Genomic DNA, 20,684 nt, shown 5'->3' on the forward strand with positions numbered 1-20,684 from the left:
CTATCAACAAAATCAGGCGCAATTCAGAAGGACTGTCCGATGCCGGCATAGATGCCGTAGTCTGTCCCGCCGGGGTATTTGTTGAGCGGGACCGCAAAATCCAACCGGATCGGTCCGAAAGGAGTGGCATAGCGCAGACCGACGCCGGCGCCGGCGCGAATGTCGGAAAAATCGGGCGTCGTATTTTCCGAAACGGTTCCGGCATCGAGGAAGGGAACGATGCCGATCGTGTCGGTAATCGAGATGCGCGCTTCCAGCGAGCCGCTGACATAGGAGCGGCCGCCGGTGAGATCATTGTCCTCGTCGCGAGGACTGATCTCCTGAAAAGCATAGCCGCGCACCGAACCGCCGCCGCCGAGGAAGAAGCGCCGGGGCGCGGGTATGTCGACAAGTTCGTCGCCGCCGATGAGCATGCCGGCGCCAAGCTTGCCGGCAAGTACGAAACGCTCCTCCTCGCCCAGCGCGTAATAGCCGGAGGCGGAGGCCTCGAACGAGGTGAAGAAGGTCTGTCCTTCGATCTCATAGCTCGGTTTGGCATTGATCAGCGCCCGGTAGCCCTCGGTCGCGTTCAGCTTGTCGTCGCGGGTATCGCGGACATATTCGAGCGGGATGCTGGCGGTGAGATAGGAATTCTCTCCGAAGGCGTCGTCGACGTCGGCCCAGCTCAATTCAGCGCCGCCAGAGAATGTATCCTGTGGCGAAAGCTCGAAGGTCGCACCGGCTGCCGCGGTGATCATCTTCGCGCTGTAGGCGTCCGGATCGACGATGCTGGCTTTGACGCTCGCGGTGAAAGTCGACGCTGGCCCGAACGCGCCGGGCTTCGCGAACAGGATGCCGGCGGAATAGTCGAGGCCGCCGACGTCCGTGGTCTCGCCGATGCGGTCGACCGAGCCTTCTATTCGCAAGGATTCCGCGCGGCCGAAAAGGTTGCGGTGGCCCCAGTAGCCCTCTACGCCGACACCGTCGGTGGTCGAGACCTGGGCGCCGAAGCCGAAGTAGCGGTGCTTGCCCTCCGAGACCTCGATGTTCATCGGGATCTTGCCGTCCGGCGTGAGCGCGTCGGCTTCCTTGATGGTGACGCTCGAGAAAACGTTCAACTGACGCAGGCGCTCGGCGGCCTTGCGGATATTTTCCGGCGAATAGGGGCGGCCGTCGTTGAGGCGGGAGTAATCCCTGACGAAAACCGGATCGACGGTTTTCGTGCCGGTCACTGTGAGCTGTCCAACCGGAGCGACGGGTCCGCCGGCGGCACTGATCGTCACGTCGACGGTGGATGTGGCATGGTCCGCGACGACACTGCGTTCCGTCAGCTTCGCCAGGGGGCGGCTTTGTTCCTTCAGATCGTTCACGATCTGCTCGCCCGCTTTGATTATCAGCGTGGAGTCGGCGCGGGCGCCGCGCTTCAGATCGTAAGCGGCCGGATCGAACGCTGCGGCATCGCCTTCGAACCTCACCGAGCCCAGCGTGAACACCGGCCCGGGCGTGACGCTGACCGAAACGGGCACAGGCCTCCCGTCCGGAAAGGACGGATCGGGCGGCAGACTGTCGACATCCTGACCGTTGATCAGAACGCTGACTGTTCCGCCGTAGCGTGCTTTCTCATAGAGGCCCGCGAGAATGCGGTCCCGGTCGTCGCGCGCCTTGATTGCAAGCCCGAGATCGCCCGATACCGGTTCTTCCCGGTCCTGGAAAAGCATCGAACTGTTCTCGAGCGCCTCCCGGAGCTCCTTGTCGTCAGTGCCGGGCTCGAACGTCAGGGCGTAGTTGACCGGGTCGATGACCTGGACCTCTTCTTCCTCGCTTTCGAAGAAGCGCATACCGAAGAGCTCGAACGCCCGGGCCTGATCGAGGGAAAGCGGGCCGAACAGTGCCGAAGCCACAACTGCGAGCGCGGTTGCTGCCTTCCAGTGCACAATGCTCGACCGTGATGGAGACATCCCTCTCCGCATCCCGTTTCAGGCGACTCTCAACAAACTGCCTGCATATGCGGCAACCGCCACTATTGCATGGCAAAGTTTTCCATCTGTTAACGATCACGGCGTGCCGCATCCACCCCCGAAGCTCTGATTCGGGTCGGATTTTTGCAAAAAGGACTCATTATGTTGTCCTTCAGGCACAAAAGTCGCCATATGGCTGTGCGGCCGTCTTCGCAATCGCCCGCCGCGTTCAGCTCTTGAAACGAGCCGCCTCCTCGGAGCCGCTCGTGGCATCTCCCGCACTGTAGGAATGCGCGCCGGCGCCGGCGAGTTTGCCGCTGGCAACGATCAGATATTCCTCGCGGATCGGCTTGCCTTCGAACCAGCATTCCAGAATCTCTCGCGTGCCGGCGGCATAGCGCGCCTGTGCGGAGAGCGACGAACCCGAAATATGAGGCGTCATGCCGTGATGGGGCATCGACCGCCACGGGTGGTCCTTGGGCGCCGGCTGCGGGAACCACACATCGCCGGCATAGCCAGCGAGCTGGCCGCTTGCGAGCGCCCGCGCGACCGCATCGCGATTGCAGATCTTGCCGCGCGCCGTGTTCACCAGATAGGCACCGCGCTTCATGCTGGCGATCATCGCCTCGTCGAAGAGATTTTCCGTCTCCGGGTGAAGGGGCGCGTTGATGGTGACCACATCGCAGATAGGCACCATCTCCGCCGCGGTCTGGTGGAACCTGGCGCCGAGCTCCTTCTCGAGCGAGTCCGGGAGCCGGTGTCGGTCGGTGTAGTGCAGCCTGACGTCGAACGGCTTCAGCCGGCGCAGCACCGCGGTGCCGATCCGCCCGGCGCCGACCGTGCCGATCTCCATGCCCTCGATGTCGTAGGAGCGCGCGACGCAATCGGCGATGTTCCAGCCGCCCTTCATGACCCACTGGTAGGAGGGGATATAGTTCCGCGCGAGGCTGAGGATCATCATGACCACGTGCTCGGACACGCTGATCGAGTTGCAGTAGGTCACTTCGGCGACGGTGATGCCGTGGTCCATCGCGGCCTGCAGGTCGACATGGTCGGAGCCGATGCCGGCGGTGATCGCGAGCTTCAGCTTGCTCGCCTTGCCAATCCTTTCGGCGGTCAAATAGGCTGGCCAGAAAGGTTGCGAGATCACGATATCGGCGTCGACGAGCTCCCGTTCGAAGACGCTGTCGGGACCGTCCTTGTCCGAGGTGACGACGAGGCTATGCCCCTGACTTTCGAGAAATTTCCTCAAGCCGAGTTCGCCGGAGACGCTGCCCAGCAGTACACCCGGCTGAAAATCGATGGCTTTCGGGGTGGGAAGCGTCTGGCCGCCGGGATAATTTTCCAGTTTCGGCAGGCCATCCCGCGCATAGGCGGTCGGATATCCATCAACCGGATCGTCATAGAGGACGCAAACGACCTTTGCCATTTCCATCTCCCTTCAGTGAAACGAAGAGGAAGGCCGCGAGTCTTCAAGACTGCCGGTCAATGCGGACGAACATCAGGGCGATATGCTCTGTTGAATCTGTGGCCAGCAGGGTTGCTCCTGGCTCTCCCACGTTCGTAGAGTTGCTACTATTCCCAAGAAGGTGGAGGAGCCGGAGGCCGTTTCAAGTGGGCGGCCTTGCGCCTGGATGGTTCGCTACAGCGCCGTGCGTCTCTTCAGACGCACAAAGGTTGCCGTAAGAGTTTGAAATTCGGCATGTTTCCTTAAATCGGCCCCGACTTAAGGAAACATGCCGAAGCGTAGCTGGGGCCATTCCCCGCATCGGCACCCGCCCCGACAACACAAGAAAAAGCCCCGGATCGCTCCGGGGCCGTTCGCTTGCGGATCGCTGCGGCGATCAGCAACGGTCGATGTAACGGCGGCCGTAGCGGTCGCGGTAGTAGCATTGACCTGGCTGCTCGCTGACATGGCCGATCAACGCGCCGGATACACCGCCAATGGCCGCGCCGACCGCAGCGCCGCGTACGTTACCGGTGATCGCGCCACCGATGATCGCGCCCGATGCAGCACCGATGCCGGCGCCCTTTTCCGTCTGCGTGCAGCTTGCGACCGACAAGGCGACCAGCACAAGGGCTATGGCTTTTTTCATGTTGTCCTCTCCGATCTCTACGGATTTCAGCCTGTCGCTTCGTCCGTCCCTGGTTGGATGGCAGGTCGACCGAAACGTCGCCTTCCACTTGAACTTGCAATTCGGAAAATAACCCGCCGTCAGCGAATGTCTACTGGACCCCGGCGAATCTTCCGTCGCAAGATAATGCGATCCTTCCTGAACGGAACATGAAGGCGCTGTTCCCGACGTCACAGCCGCTGCGGAATTTTTTTGTCGTGCGCAGACCGAAACGGTTGCGACATTCCAAAAAAAAACAAATGATACAAAGCGCCGCGTCGGTCCGGGAGGAGCGGGCCACGGGCAGTGGGCATTGATATCAGTTGGCGCGTACTTCAGTCGCGTGAACGCATCTCACCCGAGTTGAAGCCGCGCTCAAGTTGGCACTGACCGACCCCGGAGGAGCGAAATGGCGAAAATAACGATGACGGTCAACGGCCGCCAGGTCAGCGGCACATGTGATGACCGCACGCTGCTGGTGCACTTTATCCGCGAAAATCTCGGACTAACCGGCACACATGTCGGCTGCGACACGTCGCAGTGCGGCGCCTGCGTCATCCATATGGACGGGCTGTCGGTCAAAAGCTGTTCCATCCTTGCGGTGCAGGCGGCAGGCTCGTCGATCACGACCATCGAAGGCTTGGCCAAAGACGGCGAACTTCATCCGGTCCAGGCAGCGTTCAAGGCGCATCACGGGCTGCAGTGCGGTTTTTGCACGCCCGGCATGGTGATGACGGCTGTCGACATGATCGCCCGGCACGGCAGCGGCCTCGACGAGGCGACGGTGCGCTCCGAGCTCGAGGGCAATATCTGTCGCTGTACCGGCTATCACAACATCGTCAAGGCGATTCTCGCCGCCGCGGCCGAAATGGGCGGCGCTCGCCAGGCGGCCGAATGATGCGCTTTCAGGGGGGCGAAGGAAAATCGTCCGCTACGGATTTCGTCGCAGCACTTTCACTGAATATCTCGGGAGGAGATAGGCAATGGGCGTTGAAGGAATTGGCGCGCGGGTGGCGCGCAAGGAAGACAAGCGCTTCCTGACCGGCAAGGGCCGCTACACGGACGATATGAGCGTGCCGGGCATGAAGTACGCGATCTTCGTGCGCAGCCCGCATGCGCATGCGAAGATCAGGAGCATCGATGCCACGGCGGCAAAAGAGATGCCCGGCGTCATCGACGTGCTCGACGGCAGGCAACTCACGGCAGACGGGATCGGCAACTTGATCTGCGGCTGGATGATTCACTCGAAGGATGGCTCGCCGATGAAGATGGGCGCCTGGCGGCCGCTCGCCGACCAGACGGTGCGCTATGTCGGTGATGCGGTGGCGGTGGTCGTCGCCGACAGCGTCGACGAAGCGCGCGATGCCGCCGAGGCGGTGGCCGTCGATTACGAGCTGCTGCCGGTGGTCACCGACCCGGTCAAGGCGATGGCCGACGGCCAGCCGCAGCTTCATCCGGAAGCTTCGAACAATCTGATCTTCGACTGGCAACTCGGCGATGCGGCGGCAACGGACGCGGCGATTACGGCGGCGGCGCATGTGACGGAGGTGAAAATCTTCAACAACCGCCTGTCACCGAATCCGATGGAGCCGCGCGCGGCCCTCGGCATCTATGACTCGGGCGACGATCACTATACCTGCTACACGACCAGCCAGAATCCGCATCTGGCGCGACTGGTGATGAGCGCCTTCTACAATGTCGCGCCTGAGAACAAGTTGAGAGTGATCGCGCCCGATGTCGGCGGCGGCTTTGGCTCGAAGATCTATATCTATCCGGAGGAGATCGTCTGTCTCTGGGCCTCGAAGCGGACCGGCGTGCCGGTGAAGTGGACGTGCGACCGCACCGAAGCCTTCCTGACCGACGCCCACGGCCGCGATCACATATCGACGGTGAAGATGGCGTTTGACAGTTCCAACCGGATCACCGCGCTGAAGGTCGACACGATCGCCAATCTCGGCGCCTACATGTCGCTCTTCTCCTCGTGCGTGCCGACATATCTCTATGCGACGCTGCTCTCGGGGCAATACGATATCCCGGCGATTCACGCCAATGTCCGCACCGTCTATACCAACACGGCGCCGGTCGACGCCTATCGCGGCGCGGGGCGGCCGGAGGCCACCTACCTCCTGGAGCGGACGATGGAGACCGCGGCGCGGGAACTCGGCATCTCGCCCGCTGAGCTGCGGCGCATCAACTTCATCCGCACCTTCCCCCATCAGACACCGGTGATCATGAACTACGACGCCGGGGACTACGAGGCGTCGTTGAACGCCGCGATGGCCGCGGCCGACTGGAACGGCTTTGCCGCCCGAAAGGCGGAAGCGGAGCGGCGCGGCATGAAGCGCGGCATCGGCATGAGCTGCTACATCGAGGCCTGTGGGCTTGCGCCCTCTTCCGCCGTCGGCTCGCTCGGCGCGGGTGTCGGCCTCTGGGAATCGGCGGAGGTCAGGGTCAATGCGGTCGGTACGATCGAAGTGATGACCGGCTCGCACAGCCACGGCCAGGGACATGAGACGACCTTTGCCCAACTCGTCGCAGACCGCTTCGGCGTGCCGATCGACAGCGTCAACATCGTCCATGGCGATACGGACAAGGTCCAGATGGGCATGGGAACCTATGGCTCCCGGTCGGGCGCCGTCGGCATGTCGGCGGTGGTCAAGGCCTTGGACAAGGTCGAGGCCAAGGCCAAGAAGATCGCCGCCCACCTGATGGAGGCGGACGAGAGCGACATCGTCATCGAAAACGGCGAGCTAAAGGTTGCCGGTACCGACAAGTCGGTCCCCTGGTTCCAGATGGCGCTCGCCGCCTACACCGCTCACAATCTGCCCTCCGGGATGGAGCCCGGCCTGAAGGAGGGCGCCTTCTACGATCCGTCGAATTTCACCTTTCCGGCCGGATGCTACATCTGCGAGGTGGAAGTCGATCCCGATACCGGCCGGACCGAGATCGTCCAGTTCGTGGCGGCGGACGATTTCGGCAACATCATCAACCCGATGATCGTCGAAGGCCAGGTGCATGGCGGGCTGGCGCAGGGTATCGGTCAGGCGCTGCTCGAAGGCGTTCATTACGACCCCGAAAGCGGCCAGCTGCTGACGGCGAGCTACATGGATTACGCCATGCCGCGCGCGGACGACCTGCCGTCCTTCAAGGTGTCGACCTCGAATACGCCCTGCCCGAACAACCCGCTCGGCGTCAAAGGGTGCGGGGAAGCGGGGGCGATCGGTTCGCCGCCGGCGCTGATCAATGCGATCACCGACGCGATCGGCAACAACACGCTCACCATGCCCGCGACGCCTGAGAAGGTCTGGGCGGCGGCACACGCCGCCAATTGATCGGAGGACGAGAGATGTATGAGACGAACTATCACAGAGCGTCCTCTGTTCAGGAGGCCGTGAAGCTGATCAGCGGGGCGGCCGAAGGCAAATATCTCGCCGGGGGCATGACGCTCATCGCCACGATGAAGCAGCGGCTTGCGGCGCCGAGTGATCTCGTGGACCTTCGGCACATCGCCGAAATGAAAGGGATCACCGTCAATGGCCGGTCCGTGCGGATCGGCGCGGCGACGACCCACCACGACGTCGCGTCGTCGGCCGAGCTCGAGGCGGTCTGTCCGGCGATCTGCGCGCTGGCCGGCCATATCGGCGACCCGCACGTCCGCCACATGGGGACGATCGGCGGCTCCATCGCCAACAATGATCCGGCAGCCGACTTTCCGGCGGCGATGCTGGCGCTCGATGCAACGATAGTCACCAACAGTCGCGAGATCGCGGCGGCGGACTTCTTCACCGGGCTCTTTGAAACGGCGTTGAACGATGACGAGATCATCACCGCCATCGCCTTCGAGGCGCCGGCGAAGGCGGCCTACCGGAAGTTTCCGAACCCGGCCTCGCGTTACGCCATGACCGGGGTCTTCGTCGTGCGCCGCGACAATGGCGATGTGCGTGTTGCCGTGACCGGGGCGGGTTCCAGCGGTGTCTTCCGCCACCGGGACATGGAGGCAGCACTTGCCCGCAACTGGTCGCCGGATGCGGTCGGCAATGTCTCCGTGGATGCATCGGATTTGATGACAGACCTTCATGCCAGCGCGGCCTATCGCGCCAACCTTATCAAGGTTATGACCAAGCGCGCCGTGGCCGCGGCTTGATGGGACTTAAGTATTGAAAAAGGGCGGCCTTGGCCGTCCTTTTTTGCAAAAGCTTGACTTCGATCAAAGTTGAGGGGATTGAGTTGCACTAGTCATTTTGGAATGGTTCAAAAGTAGAGGCCTTTTGCCGCAGGGGCAAAGCGGGGGCCTTTCCGGGGGTTGACCCCTGATCGCTTTGAATGAAGAAAGCGGCAGGGCACTGGAGATGATGATGGATTTCGAGAGTTTCTTCAAAAACGAGCTGGACGGGCTGCATCAGGAAGGCCGCTATCGGGTTTTCGCGGATCTCGCCCGCCATCGCGGTGACTTTCCGAGGGCGACGCGCCATACCGCCGATGGCACCCAGGAAGTGACCGTATGGTGCTCGAACGACTATCTCGGCATGGGCCAGTCTCCGGTCGTCACCGAAGCGATGAAGCGGGCGATCGACGAATGCGGCGCCGGCGCCGGCGGCACGCGCAACATCTCCGGCACCAATCACTACCACGTCCTGCTCGAGCGCGAGCTCGCCGATCTGCACGGCAAGGAATCCGCGCTCCTGTTCACCTCCGGCTATGTGTCGAACTGGGCCGCGCTCGGAACGCTCTGTTCCAAGATTCCCGGCATTATCGTCTTTTCGGACGCCGGGAATCACGCTTCGATGATCGAGGGGATTCGCCATTCGAAATGCGAACGCGTCATCTTCAAGCACAATTCGGTGGCCGATCTCGAAGCCAAGCTTGCGGCGGCCGATCCGCGTGCGCCCAAAATCATCGCCTTTGAATCCGTCTACTCGATGGATGGCGATATCGCGCCGATCAAGGAATTCTGCGATCTCGCCGACAAGTATGGCGCGATGACCTATCTCGACGAAGTGCACGCGGTCGGCATGTACGGCCCGCGCGGCGGCGGCATTGCCGAACGCGAAGGGCTGATGCACCGGCTGACGGTGATCGAGGGCACGCTCGGCAAGGCCTTCGGCGTCATGGGCGGCTACATCACCGGCTCGGCGGCACTTTGCGATTTCATCCGCTCGTTTGCGTCAGGCTTCATCTTCACGACGGCGTTGCCGCCGGCGCTTGCAGCCGGTGCGCTCGCCTCCATCCGGCATCTGAAGCGAAACCAGGTCGAACGTTTCGCGCATCAGGAGCGCGTACGGCGATTGCGCTCGCTGCTCGACCAGCGCGGCATCCCGCACATGGTCAATCCGAGCCATATCGTGCCGGTGATGGTGGGTGACGCCGCCAAGTGCAAGTGGATCTCCGACCTGCTGCTCGACAATTTCGGCGTCTATGTCCAGCCGATCAACTATCCGACGGTGCCGAAGAAGACCGAGCGCCTGCGCATCACGCCGACGCCGTTGCATTCGGATGCCGACATCGACCATCTGGTCGGCGCGCTGCATTCGCTCTGGTCGCGCTGTGCGCTGGCAAGGGCGGTGGCGTAAGCCTCTGCTTCCCGCAGTTGGCGCGGCAAATTCAGCCGAAACAGTGCGCTACTCGATCAGCCCGGCGGCCATCTGCCGGGCTTTTTCGTCCGCGGCGAAGACGTCGTCCATGCTCGATGCAGCCGGCAGGTCCGCGAGCTCGTCCATCACCTTTTCGACGATCTGGGCCATCGCCAAAAATCCGACCCGCCCCTTGATGAAGGCCTCGAGCGCGGTTTCCTTGGCGCCGTTCAACACGGCACCCTGGACGCCGCCGGCTTCCATGGCGCGTCGCGCGAGGCGCAATGCGGGAAAGCGGATTTCATCCGGCGCCTCGAAGTCGAGCCGCGAGAGTTTTGCGAAATCGAGCCGCTCGACCGGCAGATCGCATCGGCTCGGATAGGAGAGGGCATAGCCGATGGCGGTGCGCATGTCGGGGCAGCCGAGCTGCGCCAATACCGATCCGTCGCTGTAGCCGACCATCGAATGGATCACCGACTGCGGATGCACGATGACCTCGATCTGCTCCGGTCGCAGCCCGAAGAGATGGCGCGCCTCGATCATTTCGAGCGCCTTGTTGAACATCGAAGCGCTGTCGATCGAGATCTTCAGCCCCATCGACCAGTTCGGATGGGCGCGCGCTGTTTCGGCGGTCACGTGCCGCATCTCTTCAAGCGACTTGGTGCGGAACGGGCCGCCGGAGGCCGTCAGGATGATCCGCTCGACGGCGTGGCGCTGATCGTTTTCCAGCACCTGGAAGATCGCATTGTGCTCGCTGTCGACGGGCAACAGCCGGCCGCCGCCCTTTGCGACCGCCTCGACGAAGAGGCTGCCTGCGGAGACGAGGCATTCCTTGTTGGCAAGCGCAATATCGGCGCCGCGCTTTGCCGCGGCGAGCGTCGGGGCAAGACCGGCGTTGCCGACGATTGCCGCCATCACCCACCCGGCATCGCGTTCGGCCGCCTCGATCAGGCCGCTGCGGCCCGCGGCAACCGCGATGCCGCTACCGGCAAGCGCCGATTTGAGGTCCTGATAGAGATTGTCGTCCGCGGTGACGGCCAATTCTGCACCGAGACGGCGCGCCTGTTCGGCCAGAAGCGGGATATTGCCGTTTCCGGTCAGCGCGACGACGTCAAAGCGATCTCTCCCGCCCAGCCGGTCGATGACGTCGAGCGTGTTCGTTCCGATCGAGCCGGTGGAGCCCAATATCGTCAGACGGCGCTTCGTGCTGTCGCCGGATGCCATTGCCAAATCCCGTGTTCTTCTCATTTGTTCGTTAGGCTCTACAGCCGAAAGCCGCCGGCAACAAGGGCGACGGTCGCCGGTCTTCAATCTCAAGCGGCGCTCCGCTAAGAATTACCGATGGCAAGCGAAGACGCACGATCGGTGCGAAGGAGTTCCCGATGCTGAAGGCCCTGATCGCATTTTCCTGCGCTTGCGTGCTGATCGATCTTGCCTCGATGCAATCGGTCGCCGCCGAAAACGTGCCGAAGGAGCTTGTCGGCTCCTGGCTTGCCGAGGATATCGGCGGCGGAGGCGTGATCGATGACCTCCAGTCAGTGCTCGAGATCCGCGAAGACGGCACCTATGGCGGCATGGCCGGCTGCAACAGTTTTACTGGATCGTTCAGCATTTCGGACGCCAGCATCACATTTGGGCCTACCGCTGCGGCGCGCAAGATGTGCGCACCGGCAATCATGGACCAGGAGCAGAAGTTCTTCGACACATTGAGAAGCGAGCTGGCATGGAGAGTCGATGGAGCCAAGCTCACGCTGGCAAAAGCGGACGGTACGCCGGTCATGCGGCTTGTCTCGACGGACTCACGCGCCGGAGGCGCGGAAGTGACGCTGCGCATTCCCGATGCGGGCGCAGTCGATCGGCAGGCGGTCCGCTACAGTTGCGGCGGCGAGACGGTCGAAGCCGAATATATCAATGCCGGTCCCGTCTCGCTGGTCACTTTCTCGATCGGCGGCACCTACATCGTCGCTTCCGGTGTCATTTCCGGATCGGGCGCAAGATACGCGGGCGGCCGGTACATCTGGTGGACCGAGGGCGAGGAGGCGACGCTTTTCGACGTGACGAAGGGGGAGGAGGATCCGGGCGTTGTATGTGAGAAGCTGGAATAGCAAATGGTGATCCCGGCGCGATTCGAACGCGCGACCCCCAGATTAGGAATCTGATGCTCTATCCTGCTGAGCTACGGGACCACTCGGAATAGACCCATACAAAAGCAAGGCTCCTTCGCCAAGTGTTTTTGCGCGGCGCCCCGCCGATTTGCGGACCACCCGGAGTGCCGCTTTACACTTTTCCGTTTCCCACTTCACAGCGCCGCACGTCTTATCAGACGCGCAAAGGTCGCTGTAGGATTTGAATCGCTGCATAATTTTGTCCTTAAATCGAATAGGATTTAAGGAATTATGCAGTAGCATCTGCGACGCTGCGGATGCTAAGCAAGGCCGGCGGCGGCCGGAGGAGCGTCCTGCCGTTTCCTCGACATCCATCCTGAGATCTGATCCACACATGTTCATCGGAATTGATTGGGGCGGCACGAAAATGGAAGTCATCGCGCTTGATGGCGATGGCGAAACGCGCGCCCGGCACCGTGTCGCCACGCCGACGAGCGGCTACGACGACTGCATCCGCGCCGTGATCGACCTCGTGGCCGCGGCCGAACAGACGGCCGGCGCGCGCGGGACGATCGGCATCGGCATTCCCGGCAGCCCCAATCCGCGTACCGGCATCGTCCGCAATTCCAATGCCGTCCTTATCAACGGCAAGCCGCTCGGCCGTGATCTCGAAGCCGCCCTCGGCCGCGAGGTGCGGCTTGCCAACGACGCTAACTGCCTTGCCGTTTCCGAGGCGGTGGACGGTGCCGGCAAGGATGCCCGCGTCGTTTTCGGCGTGATCGTCGGGACTGGTCATGGTGGCGGGCTCGCGATCGAAAAAAAGGTTCATGCCGGCTACCAGGGGGTTGCCGCCGAAATCGGGCACTATCCGCTGCCCTGGATGACACGGGACGAATATCCCGGCCACAAGTGCTGGTGCGGCAAGCTCGGCTGTCTCGATATGTATGCCTGCGGCACGGGGCTGGAGCTCGATTATCGCACGACGACCGGCGTCGATCGCCGGGGCAGGGATATCATCGAGGCGAAGCGCGCGGGAGATCCGGTGGCGATCGGTGTTTATGAGCGCTTCGTCGATCGTCTTGCCCGCAGTCTGGCGCTTTTGACCAATGTGGTCGACCCGGACGTCTTCGTGCTCGGCGGCGGCATGTCCAATGTCGATGAAATCTACGGCGAACTGCCCGCGTTGATCACCAGATACATCTTCGGAGACAGTTTCGAGACGCCGATCCGCAAGGCGGTCCACGGCGACAGTTCCGGCGTGCGCGGCGCCGCCTGGCTCTGGAAGAGCTGATCCCTGACCTGAGAGCGAGGAGATATCATGAACATCGACAACGATCTGCGCCGCATCGCGCTGCAGGAGCGGGAACTGCAGTTCGAAAGCTTCAACCTCGATACGGCCTGGGAGCTCGGCTCGATCCTCCGGCGCATGGCGGCCGAGCGAAAGCTCGGCGTGGTCATCGACATCACGCTTTTTTCCATGCAGGTCTTCTACGCGGCGCTCGAAGGCGCGACGCCGGACAATCCCAGCTGGGTTCGCCGCAAGCGCAACACGGTCTTCCGGCTGTTCAAGAGCAGCTATGCTACCGGCCTCAGCCTGTTGAAGCAGCAGACGAACCTGCAGGCGAAGCTCGGCCTGCCGGATGCCGAATACGCCGCGCACGGCGGTAGCTTCCCGATCGTCGTCAAGGGAACGGGCTGCATCGGCGCCGTCACGGTTTCGGGATTGCCGCAACGCGACGACCATAATCTTGTCATCGAAGCAATGGTTGAATTGCTGAAGGCGGACCACACCGCGTTGAAGCTCGAGGACTGACAGGAACGGACACCGCATGAATATTCACTCGCAGGCGCGCGAACTCGCCGGCTGGCTTGCCGATGCCGCTTTGCCGCTTTGGCGGCAAAAGGGTTTCGACGATGCCAGCGGCGGTTTCGTCGAGACCATCGACATGCTGGGTGAGCCGACGCGGGCCAATCGTCGCTCGCGCGTGCAGCCGCGACAGGTCTATTGCTTCGCGGAGGCCGGGCGGCGCGGCTGGCCGGGAGACTGGCGCACCGTCGCCGAAGCAGGGCTTGCCTATTTCGATCGCGTCTATCGGCGACCAAGCGGCTTTTACGCCGCGCTTGCCGACGCCGACGGCCAGGTGATCGACCCGTCCTTCGATCTTTACAACCAAGCCTTCGCGCTGCTCGCCTTCGCCTATCTGGCGGAGGTCTTCCCGGAGCGGAGAGGCGAGATGGCCGAGCGCAGCAATGGTCTCAGGCGAAAGCTCGAGGCTCATTGCAAGCATCCGATCGCCGGCTTCGAGGAGGACAACCCACCACGCCTGCCGCTCGGTTCCAATCCGCACATGCATCTTTTCGAGGCGTGCCTGGCAAGCGAGGCGGTCGAAGGCTTCGACAAGGTGGCCTGGGCCAATCTTGCCGACGAGATCGCCCACTTGGCGATGGATCATTTCATCGATGCCGAAACCGGTTGCTTGCGCGAGTTCTTCGATCACGAGTGGGCGCCCTTTCCAGGCGAGAAGGGTCGCGTCGTCGAGCCGGGTCACCAGTTCGAATGGGCGTGGCTCCTGCTTCGCTGGGCGGAGCGGCGCGGCAGTGCCGAAGCCATCGTCAAGGCGCGGCAACTGTTCGAGATCGGTGAGGAACACGGCATCTGCCCGAAGCGCGACGTGGCGATCATGACGCTTCTCGACGACTTTTCGGTCGCCGATCCGGTGGCACGGCTCTGGCCGCAGACTGAATGGCTGAAGGCGGCAATCCGGTTCGCCGCCTTGACCGAGGGGGAGGAGCGCCAGCGTTATCTCGCCTCGGCAACTCGGGCGGCAGCAGCCCTCGAGCGCTTCCTTCAAACACCTATCCGCGGTCTCTGGCGCGACAAGCAGCAGGCGGATGGCGCGTTCGTCGAAGAGCCTGCGCCGGCGAGCAGCTTCTATCACATTGTCTGCGCGATCTATGAGTTGGAGGATTGCCTGAAGCGGGTATAGGGCGCGCACTTTACTGCGGCGTTCAGGTATCAGCCCCTCACCCTAGCCCTCTCCCCGCAGGCGGGGAGAGGGGACTTGGGGCAGTTGCCGCGAGTCTCCTTCGCCCCGCAGGCGGGGAGAAGGTGGCCGGCAGGCCGGATGAGGGGTGCACCCGGACGCTTCCGAGATTTTCGGACCATCAGTGATGGCCTGCCGCAGCCGCGGCGGGCCATTTTTATTTGACCACGGCGAAATTGTGATCGGTGCGTATGTTGACATAAAGATATGTTTATGTGAGTAAATCACTAATTATTTGTCGTTTTCAGAACGGGGGATTTCCCATGCCCGCCATCAACTCCCTTTTCGGCGATGTTTCGCCCAGGCCTGATGGTTCGGAAATCTTCCGCGCGCTCAGTCAGGCGGCTGCCGAACGCATCCTGATCATGGACGGCGCCATGGGGACCGAGATCCAGCAGTTGGGTTTCGTCGAGGATCATTTCCGCGGCGAGCGCTTCGGCGGCTGCTCCTGTCATCAGCAGGGTAACAACGACCTCCTGACGCTGACGCAGCCGAAGGCGATCGAGGACATCCATTACAATTACGCCATCGCGGGAGCCGACATCCTCGAAACCAACACCTTCTCATCGACCCGCATCGCCCAGGCCGACTACGGCATGGAGGATATGGTCTATGAGCTTAATCGCGACGGAGCACGGCTGGCGCGGCGCGCAGCAAGGCGCGCTGAGGCGGAAGACGGCAGGCGGCGTTTCGTCGCTGGCGCGCTCGGACCTACCAACCGTACCGCGTCGATTTCCCCTGATGTCAACAATCCCGGCTATCGCGCGGTCACCTTCGACGATCTGCGGCTTGCCTATGGCGAGCAGGTCCACGGCCTGATCGAGGGCGGCGCCGATATCATCCTGATCGAGACGATCTTCGACACGCTGAACGCCAAGGCGGCGATCTTCGCCACTGAGCAAGTCTTTACCGAGAAAGGGCTTCGCCTTCCGGTGATGATCTCCGGCACGATAACCGATCTTTCCGGCCGCACGCTTTCCGGGCAGACGCCGACCGCCTTCTGGTACTCAGTGCGCCATGCCGCACCCTTTACGATCGGGCTCAACTGCGCGCTCGGCGCAAGCGCTATGCGTGCCCATATCGACGAGCTATCGCTGGTCGCGGACACGCTCGTCTGCGCCTATCCGAATGCCGGCCTGCCAAATGAATTCGGCCGCTACGACGAAAGTCCCGAAGCGATGGCGGCTGAGATCGAGGGTTTCGCCCGTGACGGGCTCGTCAATATCGTCGGCGGCTGCTGTGGATCGACCCCCGCCCATATCCGCGCGATCGCCGAAGCCGTCGCCAAGTATCCGCCCCGGCAGATTCCGGAAGTGGAACGGCATATGCGCCTTTCTGGCCTGGAGCCGTTCACGCTTACCAAGGACATTCCCTTCGTCAATGTCGGCGAGCGCACCAATGTTACCGGCTCGGCCAAGTTCCGTAAGCTCATCACCGCCGGCGATTATGCGGCGGCGCTCGATGTGGCGCGCGATCAGGTCGCGAACGGCGCCCAGATCATCGACATCAACATGGACGAGGGCCTGATCGATTCGGCTCGCGCGATGGTCGAGTTCCTGAACCTCGTCGCATCCGAACCCGATATCGCGCGTGTTCCGGTGATGATCGATTCGTCCAAGTGGGAGGTGATCGAGGCGGGCCTCAAATGCGTGCAGGGAAAGGCGCTGGTGAACTCCATCTCGCTCAAGGAAGGCGAGGAGGCGTTCCTGCATCACGCGCGACTGGTGCGCGCCTATGGCGCGGCGGTCGTGGTGATGGCCTTCGACGAGAGCGGTCAGGCCGACACCAGGACCCGCAAGGTGGAGATCTGCAAGCGAGCCTTTCGGCTGCTCACAGAAAAGGTGGGTTTCCCGCCGGAGGACATCATCTTCGACCCGAACATTTTCGCGGTCGCGACGGGCATCGACGAGCACAACAATTACGGTGTCGATTTCATCGAGGCGGCGCGCGAGATCATCGGGACGCTGCCGCATGTCCATGTCTCCGGCGGCGTGTCGAACCTTTCCTTCTCCTTCCGCGGCAACGAGCCGGTGCGCGAGGCGATGCATGCCGTGTTCCTCTACCACGCAATCCAGGCGGGCATGGACATGGGCATCGTCAATGCCGGCCAGCTGGCCGTCTACGACACGATCGATCCGGAACTCCGCGAGGCCTGCGAGGATGTCGTGCTCAACCGCCGGCAGGACGCGACCGAGCGTATGCTGGAGCTTGCCGAGCGTTATCGCGGGCAGGGCGGGGCGCAGGGGAGGGAGAAGGATCTCGCCTGGCGCGAATGGGCGGTCAAAAAGCGGCTGGAACATGCGCTCGTCAACGGCATCACGGAATTCATCGAGGTGGACACGGAAGAGGCGCGGCTTGCCGCCGAGCGGCCGCTGCACGTTATCGAGGGGCCGCTGATGGCCGGCATGAACGTCGTCGGCGATCTCTTCGGCTCGGGCAAGATGTTCCTGCCGCAGGTGGTGAAGTCGGCGCGGGTGATGAAGCAGGCAGTCGCTGTGCTGCTGCCGTACATGGAAGCGGAGAAGCGCGCCAATGGCGGTGACGGAACGCGCGAGAGCGCCGGCAAGATCCTGATGGCGACGGTCAAGGGCGACGTGCATGACATCGGCAAGAACATCGTCGGCGTCGTGCTTGCCTGCAACAATTACGAGATCATCGATCTCGGCGTCATGGTGCCTTCGGCAAGGATCCTCGAAGTGGCGAAGGAGCGGAAGGTCGACATCATCGGGCTCTCCGGCCTCATCACGCCTTCGCTCGATGAAATGGTCCATGTCGCCTCGGAACTCGAGCGCGAAGGCCTCGACATCCCGCTGCTGATCGGCGGCGCCACGACGAGCCGCGTGCATACGGCCGTGAAGATCAATCCGCGCTACAGCCTGGGGCAGACGATCCATGTCAACGACGCCAGCCGCGCGGTCGGGGTCGTGTCCAGCCTGCTCTCGCCGGACGTGCGCAAGGGCTACATGGAGACGATCCGCGCCGAATACCACAAGGTCGCCGACGCGCACGCGCGCAATGAGGCGGAGAAGCGACGCCTGCCGCTGTCGCAGGCACGGGCCAACGCCCAGAAGCTCGATTGGACGACCTATCGACCGAAGGCGCCCTCCTTTCTCGGAACCCGCGTTTTCGAAGGCTGGGACCTGGCGGAGCTTGCCCACTACATCGACTGGACGCCATTCTTCCAGACCTGGGAACTGAAAGGCGTCTCCCCAAGGATCCTCGACGACGATAACCAGGGGCCGGCCGCGCGCCAGCTCTTCGACGACGCCCAGGCTATGCTCCAGAAGATCGTCGCCGAAAAATGGTTCGCGCCGAAGGCCGTGGTCGGGTTCTGGCCCGCCGGCACGGTCGGTGACGACATCCGGCTGTTCACCGATGAGGCGCGCGACGCGGAACTTGCGACCTTCTTCACCCTGCGACAGCAATTGGTGAAGCGTGACGGGCGGCCGAATGTTGCGCTTGCCGACTTCGTGGCGCCGGTCGACAGCGGCTCGAGAGACTATCTCGGCGGCTTCGTGGTGACCGCGGGCATCGAGGAGGTGGCGATCGCCGAGCGTTTCGAGCGCGCCAACGACGACTATTCCTCGATCATGGTCAAGGCGCTTGCCGACCGTTTCGCCGAGGCCTTTGCCGAGCGCATGCACGAATATGTGCGCATGGAGCTCTGGGGCTATGCTCCCGATGAAGTCTTCACGCCGCAGGACCTGATCGGCGAGCCTTATGCCGGCATCCGCCCGGCGCCCGGCTATCCGGCGCAACCGGATCACACGGAAAAGGAAACGCTTTTCCGCCTCCTTGATGCCGAGGCGGCGATCGGGGTCGCTCTCACGGAGAACTATGCGATGTGGCCGGGCTCGTCGGTTTCCGGCCTCTATATCGGCCATCCGGACGCCTATTATTTCGGTGTCGCCAAGATCGAGCGCGACCAGGTCGAGGACTATGCGGAGCGCAAGGCGATGGACGTTCGCGAGGTCGAGCGCTGGCTCTCGCCGATTCTGAATTACACGCCGATACCGGAGACGGAAGCGGCGGAGTAGGGATCCGAACCGACCATATACGGGTGCGGATACCCCTCTGCCCTGCCGGGCATCTCCCCCACGAGGGGAGATCGGCAAGCGGCGATGTCGTGCTCAACCCTACCGCGCGTTTTGTTGGCGACTTCCGCATTTGCGAGTCCCCGTTCAGGCAGGGCTCAGCTCCCGGCCAATCTCCTCCCTTGTGGGGGAGATACCCGGCAGGGCAGAGGGGGGTGTCGCTTCAGCAGCTCGCAGATTCTACTCCGCGTGATACCCGCTGTCGCCGCAACGAGCACAGCGCAGCGCTCACCCTTTGATGTACCAGCCCCAGGGTTCGTCGGCATCGAAGCTGGTGATCTGCTTCACCTCCAGATAGTTGGCGAGCCCCCAGTGGCCGAGTTCGCGGCCGATGCCGGATTGCTTGTAGCCGCCCCACGGTGCTTCGACGAATGTTGGCTGCGAGCAGTTGACCCAGACGATGCCGGCGCGCAACGCGCGGGCGACGCGTTCGCAGCGCGCCTTGTCCTCGGACATGACCGCGGCGGCAAGGCCGAAGCGGCTGTCGTTGGCAAGCCGGATCGCCTCCTCTTCGTCGCTGAACGGCATGACGCAGACGACAGGGCCGAAGATTTCTTCCCGCCAGACGAAGCTATCCTCTGACATGTCCGTCAGCACCGTTGGCTCGATGAAGTAGCCGCTGTTGAAGTCGGCCGGGCGACCGCCGCCAGCTGCCACCGTGACGCCGTCCTGCCGTGCATGTTCGATCGCGGCGAGAATCTTGCTGTATTGCCCTTTGGAGACGATCGGCCCGAGCAGCGTGCCCTCATCGAGGCCGTTGCCGATCTTGATCTTGGCCGTCTCCTCGGTTAGCCGCCTCAGGACCGCATCGTAGATAGGCTCTTCGACCAGCACGCGCGAGGTCGCGGAGCAGACTTGCCCCTGGTTCCAGAAGATGCCGAACATGATCCATTCGACCGCCTTCTCGATGTCGCTGTCGGCGAAGACGACGAAGGGCGACTTGCCGCCGAGTTCGAGGCTGATGTTCTTGATGTCCTGGGCGGCGGCCATCATGACCTTACGGCCGGTCGGCACAGAGCCGGTGAAGGCAAGCTTATCGACCAGTGGATGTTCTGTCAGCGGCTGGCCCGCGTCCACGCCGGTGCCGGTGACGATGTTGAGAACCCCGGACGGCAGGTCGATTTCTTCGGCGATCAGGCCGAGCTCGAGCGCCGTCAGCGGCGTGAGTTCGGAGGGCTTCAGGACTATGGTGCAGCCGGCGGCGAGCGCCGGCGCGACCTTCCAGGCGACCATAAGCAGAGGATAGTTCCAGGGCGTAATCGCGCCGACGACGCCAAGCGGCTCACGAACGGCTTTCGATGTGAAGCGGGTGTCTGCGACCGCGATCGGCTCCTCGGCATTGGTGTCGAGTTCTTCGGCAAGACCCGCATAATAGTTGAAGCAGCCGACAGCGTCGTCGATATCCCAGAGCGCCTCCGGCAGCGGCTTGCCGTTGTCCATGACTTCTAGTCTTGCAAGCGCGTTGCGTCGCTCATCGATCTTTCCAGCGATTGCCCGAAGATACCGGGCTCGCTCTGCGCCGGTCAGTTTCGGCCAGGGACCGCTGTCGAACGCGATGCGGGCCGCCTTCACGGCGCGATCGACATCGTCCGAGGTACCCGCCGGCGCCCTGCAGATCACCTCTTCCGTCGCCGGATTGACGACGTCGAACGACCCGCCCTTGCGCGGCTTCTCCCATTTTCCGTCAATGAAAAGCTTATCCAGCATACCCTTCCCCTTTACAGCAGGCCGAGTATTGCTCCTGTGGCCGCCATCGCGCCAGTCCCTCACGCGTTTTCGTGCAGCCCTTGCTTCATAGACACGGACCGGGAGGTGCCCGA

At 62.8% G+C, this 20,684-nt stretch carries 14 protein-coding genes and 1 tRNA gene; 9 read left to right on the plus strand and 6 right to left on the minus strand.

The features are described from left to right. Positions 1-23: 23 nt before the first annotated feature. The 3 genes from ILFOPFJJ_RS01845 to ILFOPFJJ_RS01855 form a co-directional block, all read right to left on the minus strand. Positions 24-1,937 carry an autotransporter assembly complex protein TamA gene (locus ILFOPFJJ_RS01845; RefSeq protein ID WP_173508881.1) on the minus strand — a complete coding sequence of 638 codons (1,914 nt, stop codon included), beginning with the start codon at positions 1,935-1,937 and terminating at the stop codon, positions 24-26. 229 nt (positions 1,938-2,166) lie between these two features. After that, positions 2,167-3,366 carry an NAD-dependent formate dehydrogenase gene (locus ILFOPFJJ_RS01850; RefSeq protein ID WP_173508882.1) on the minus strand — a complete coding sequence of 400 codons (1,200 nt, stop codon included), beginning with the start codon at positions 3,364-3,366 and terminating at the stop codon, positions 2,167-2,169. 415 nt (positions 3,367-3,781) lie between these two features. Beyond that, positions 3,782-4,033 carry a YMGG-like glycine zipper-containing protein gene (locus ILFOPFJJ_RS01855; protein WP_153440661.1) on the minus strand — a complete coding sequence of 84 codons (252 nt, stop codon included), beginning with the start codon at positions 4,031-4,033 and terminating at the stop codon, positions 3,782-3,784. Positions 4,034-4,460: 427 nt separating this feature from the next. Here ILFOPFJJ_RS01855 and ILFOPFJJ_RS01860 point away from each other — a divergent pair, with 427 nt between their 5' ends. The 4 genes from ILFOPFJJ_RS01860 to hemA all read left to right on the plus strand — a co-directional run bounded on the left by ILFOPFJJ_RS01860 (position 4,461) and on the right by hemA (position 9,621). Beyond that, on the plus strand, positions 4,461-4,949 hold the full coding sequence (locus tag ILFOPFJJ_RS01860; protein WP_173508883.1) for a (2Fe-2S)-binding protein: 489 nt from the start codon (positions 4,461-4,463) through the stop codon (positions 4,947-4,949). Positions 4,950-5,034: 85 nt separating this feature from the next. Further along, positions 5,035-7,383, plus strand: coding sequence for a xanthine dehydrogenase family protein molybdopterin-binding subunit (locus ILFOPFJJ_RS01865; protein ID WP_173508884.1), 2,349 nt, complete (start codon positions 5,035-5,037; stop codon positions 7,381-7,383). A gap of 14 nt (positions 7,384-7,397) precedes the next feature. Beyond that, complete coding sequence (locus ILFOPFJJ_RS01870; protein ID WP_173508885.1) at positions 7,398-8,195, plus strand: FAD binding domain-containing protein; 798 nt, start codon at positions 7,398-7,400, stop codon at positions 8,193-8,195. Positions 8,196-8,406: 211 nt separating this feature from the next. After that, on the plus strand, positions 8,407-9,621 hold the full coding sequence (hemA, locus tag ILFOPFJJ_RS01875) for a 5-aminolevulinate synthase (protein ID WP_173508886.1): 1,215 nt from the start codon (positions 8,407-8,409) through the stop codon (positions 9,619-9,621). A gap of 48 nt (positions 9,622-9,669) precedes the next feature. Here the strand turns inward: hemA and ILFOPFJJ_RS01880 are convergent, their stop codons facing one another. Then, on the minus strand, positions 9,670-10,845 hold the full coding sequence (locus ILFOPFJJ_RS01880) for a 1-deoxy-D-xylulose-5-phosphate reductoisomerase (protein ID WP_173508887.1): 1,176 nt from the start codon (positions 10,843-10,845) through the stop codon (positions 9,670-9,672). Between the two features lie 158 nt (positions 10,846-11,003). On the opposite strand from ILFOPFJJ_RS01880, the gene ILFOPFJJ_RS01885 reads away from it, so the two are divergent. After that, complete coding sequence (locus tag ILFOPFJJ_RS01885) at positions 11,004-11,726, plus strand: META domain-containing protein (RefSeq protein ID WP_173508888.1); 723 nt, start codon at positions 11,004-11,006, stop codon at positions 11,724-11,726. Positions 11,727-11,730: 4 nt separating this feature from the next. On the opposite strand, the gene ILFOPFJJ_RS01890 is transcribed toward ILFOPFJJ_RS01885, so the two are convergent. After that, positions 11,731-11,807: transfer RNA gene (locus ILFOPFJJ_RS01890), tRNA-Arg, on the minus strand. Between the two features lie 313 nt (positions 11,808-12,120). Between ILFOPFJJ_RS01890 and ILFOPFJJ_RS01895 the strand changes: the two genes are divergently transcribed. The 4 genes from ILFOPFJJ_RS01895 (at position 12,121) to metH (ending at position 18,807) form a co-directional block, all read left to right on the plus strand. Beyond that, entirely contained in the window at positions 12,121-13,017 is an 897-nt protein-coding gene (locus ILFOPFJJ_RS01895) for an ROK family protein (protein WP_173508889.1), read from the plus strand. Positions 13,018-13,044: 27 nt separating this feature from the next. After that, positions 13,045-13,539 carry a heme-degrading domain-containing protein gene (locus tag ILFOPFJJ_RS01900; protein ID WP_173508890.1) on the plus strand — a complete coding sequence of 165 codons (495 nt, stop codon included), beginning with the start codon at positions 13,045-13,047 and terminating at the stop codon, positions 13,537-13,539. Positions 13,540-13,555: 16 nt separating this feature from the next. Beyond that, positions 13,556-14,713: a mannose-6-phosphate isomerase Pmi gene (pmi, locus tag ILFOPFJJ_RS01905; RefSeq protein ID WP_173508891.1), complete on the plus strand. Its 1,158-nt coding sequence runs from the start codon at positions 13,556-13,558 to the stop codon at positions 14,711-14,713. Positions 14,714-15,033: 320 nt separating this feature from the next. After that, a complete protein-coding gene (gene metH, locus ILFOPFJJ_RS01910; RefSeq protein WP_173508892.1) occupies positions 15,034-18,807 on the plus strand; it encodes a methionine synthase in 3,774 nt (1,257 codons plus the stop codon). Positions 18,808-19,092: 285 nt separating this feature from the next. On the opposite strand, the gene ILFOPFJJ_RS01915 is transcribed toward metH, so the two are convergent. Further along, positions 19,093-20,571, minus strand: a complete 1,479-nt coding sequence (locus tag ILFOPFJJ_RS01915; RefSeq protein WP_173508893.1) for an aldehyde dehydrogenase family protein — start codon at positions 20,569-20,571, stop codon at positions 19,093-19,095. Between the last annotated feature and the right edge of the window lie 113 nt (positions 20,572-20,684).

The sequence above is a fragment of the Sinorhizobium psoraleae genome, assembly GCF_013283645.1.
GTDB lineage: Bacteria > Pseudomonadota > Alphaproteobacteria > Rhizobiales > Rhizobiaceae > Sinorhizobium > Sinorhizobium psoraleae.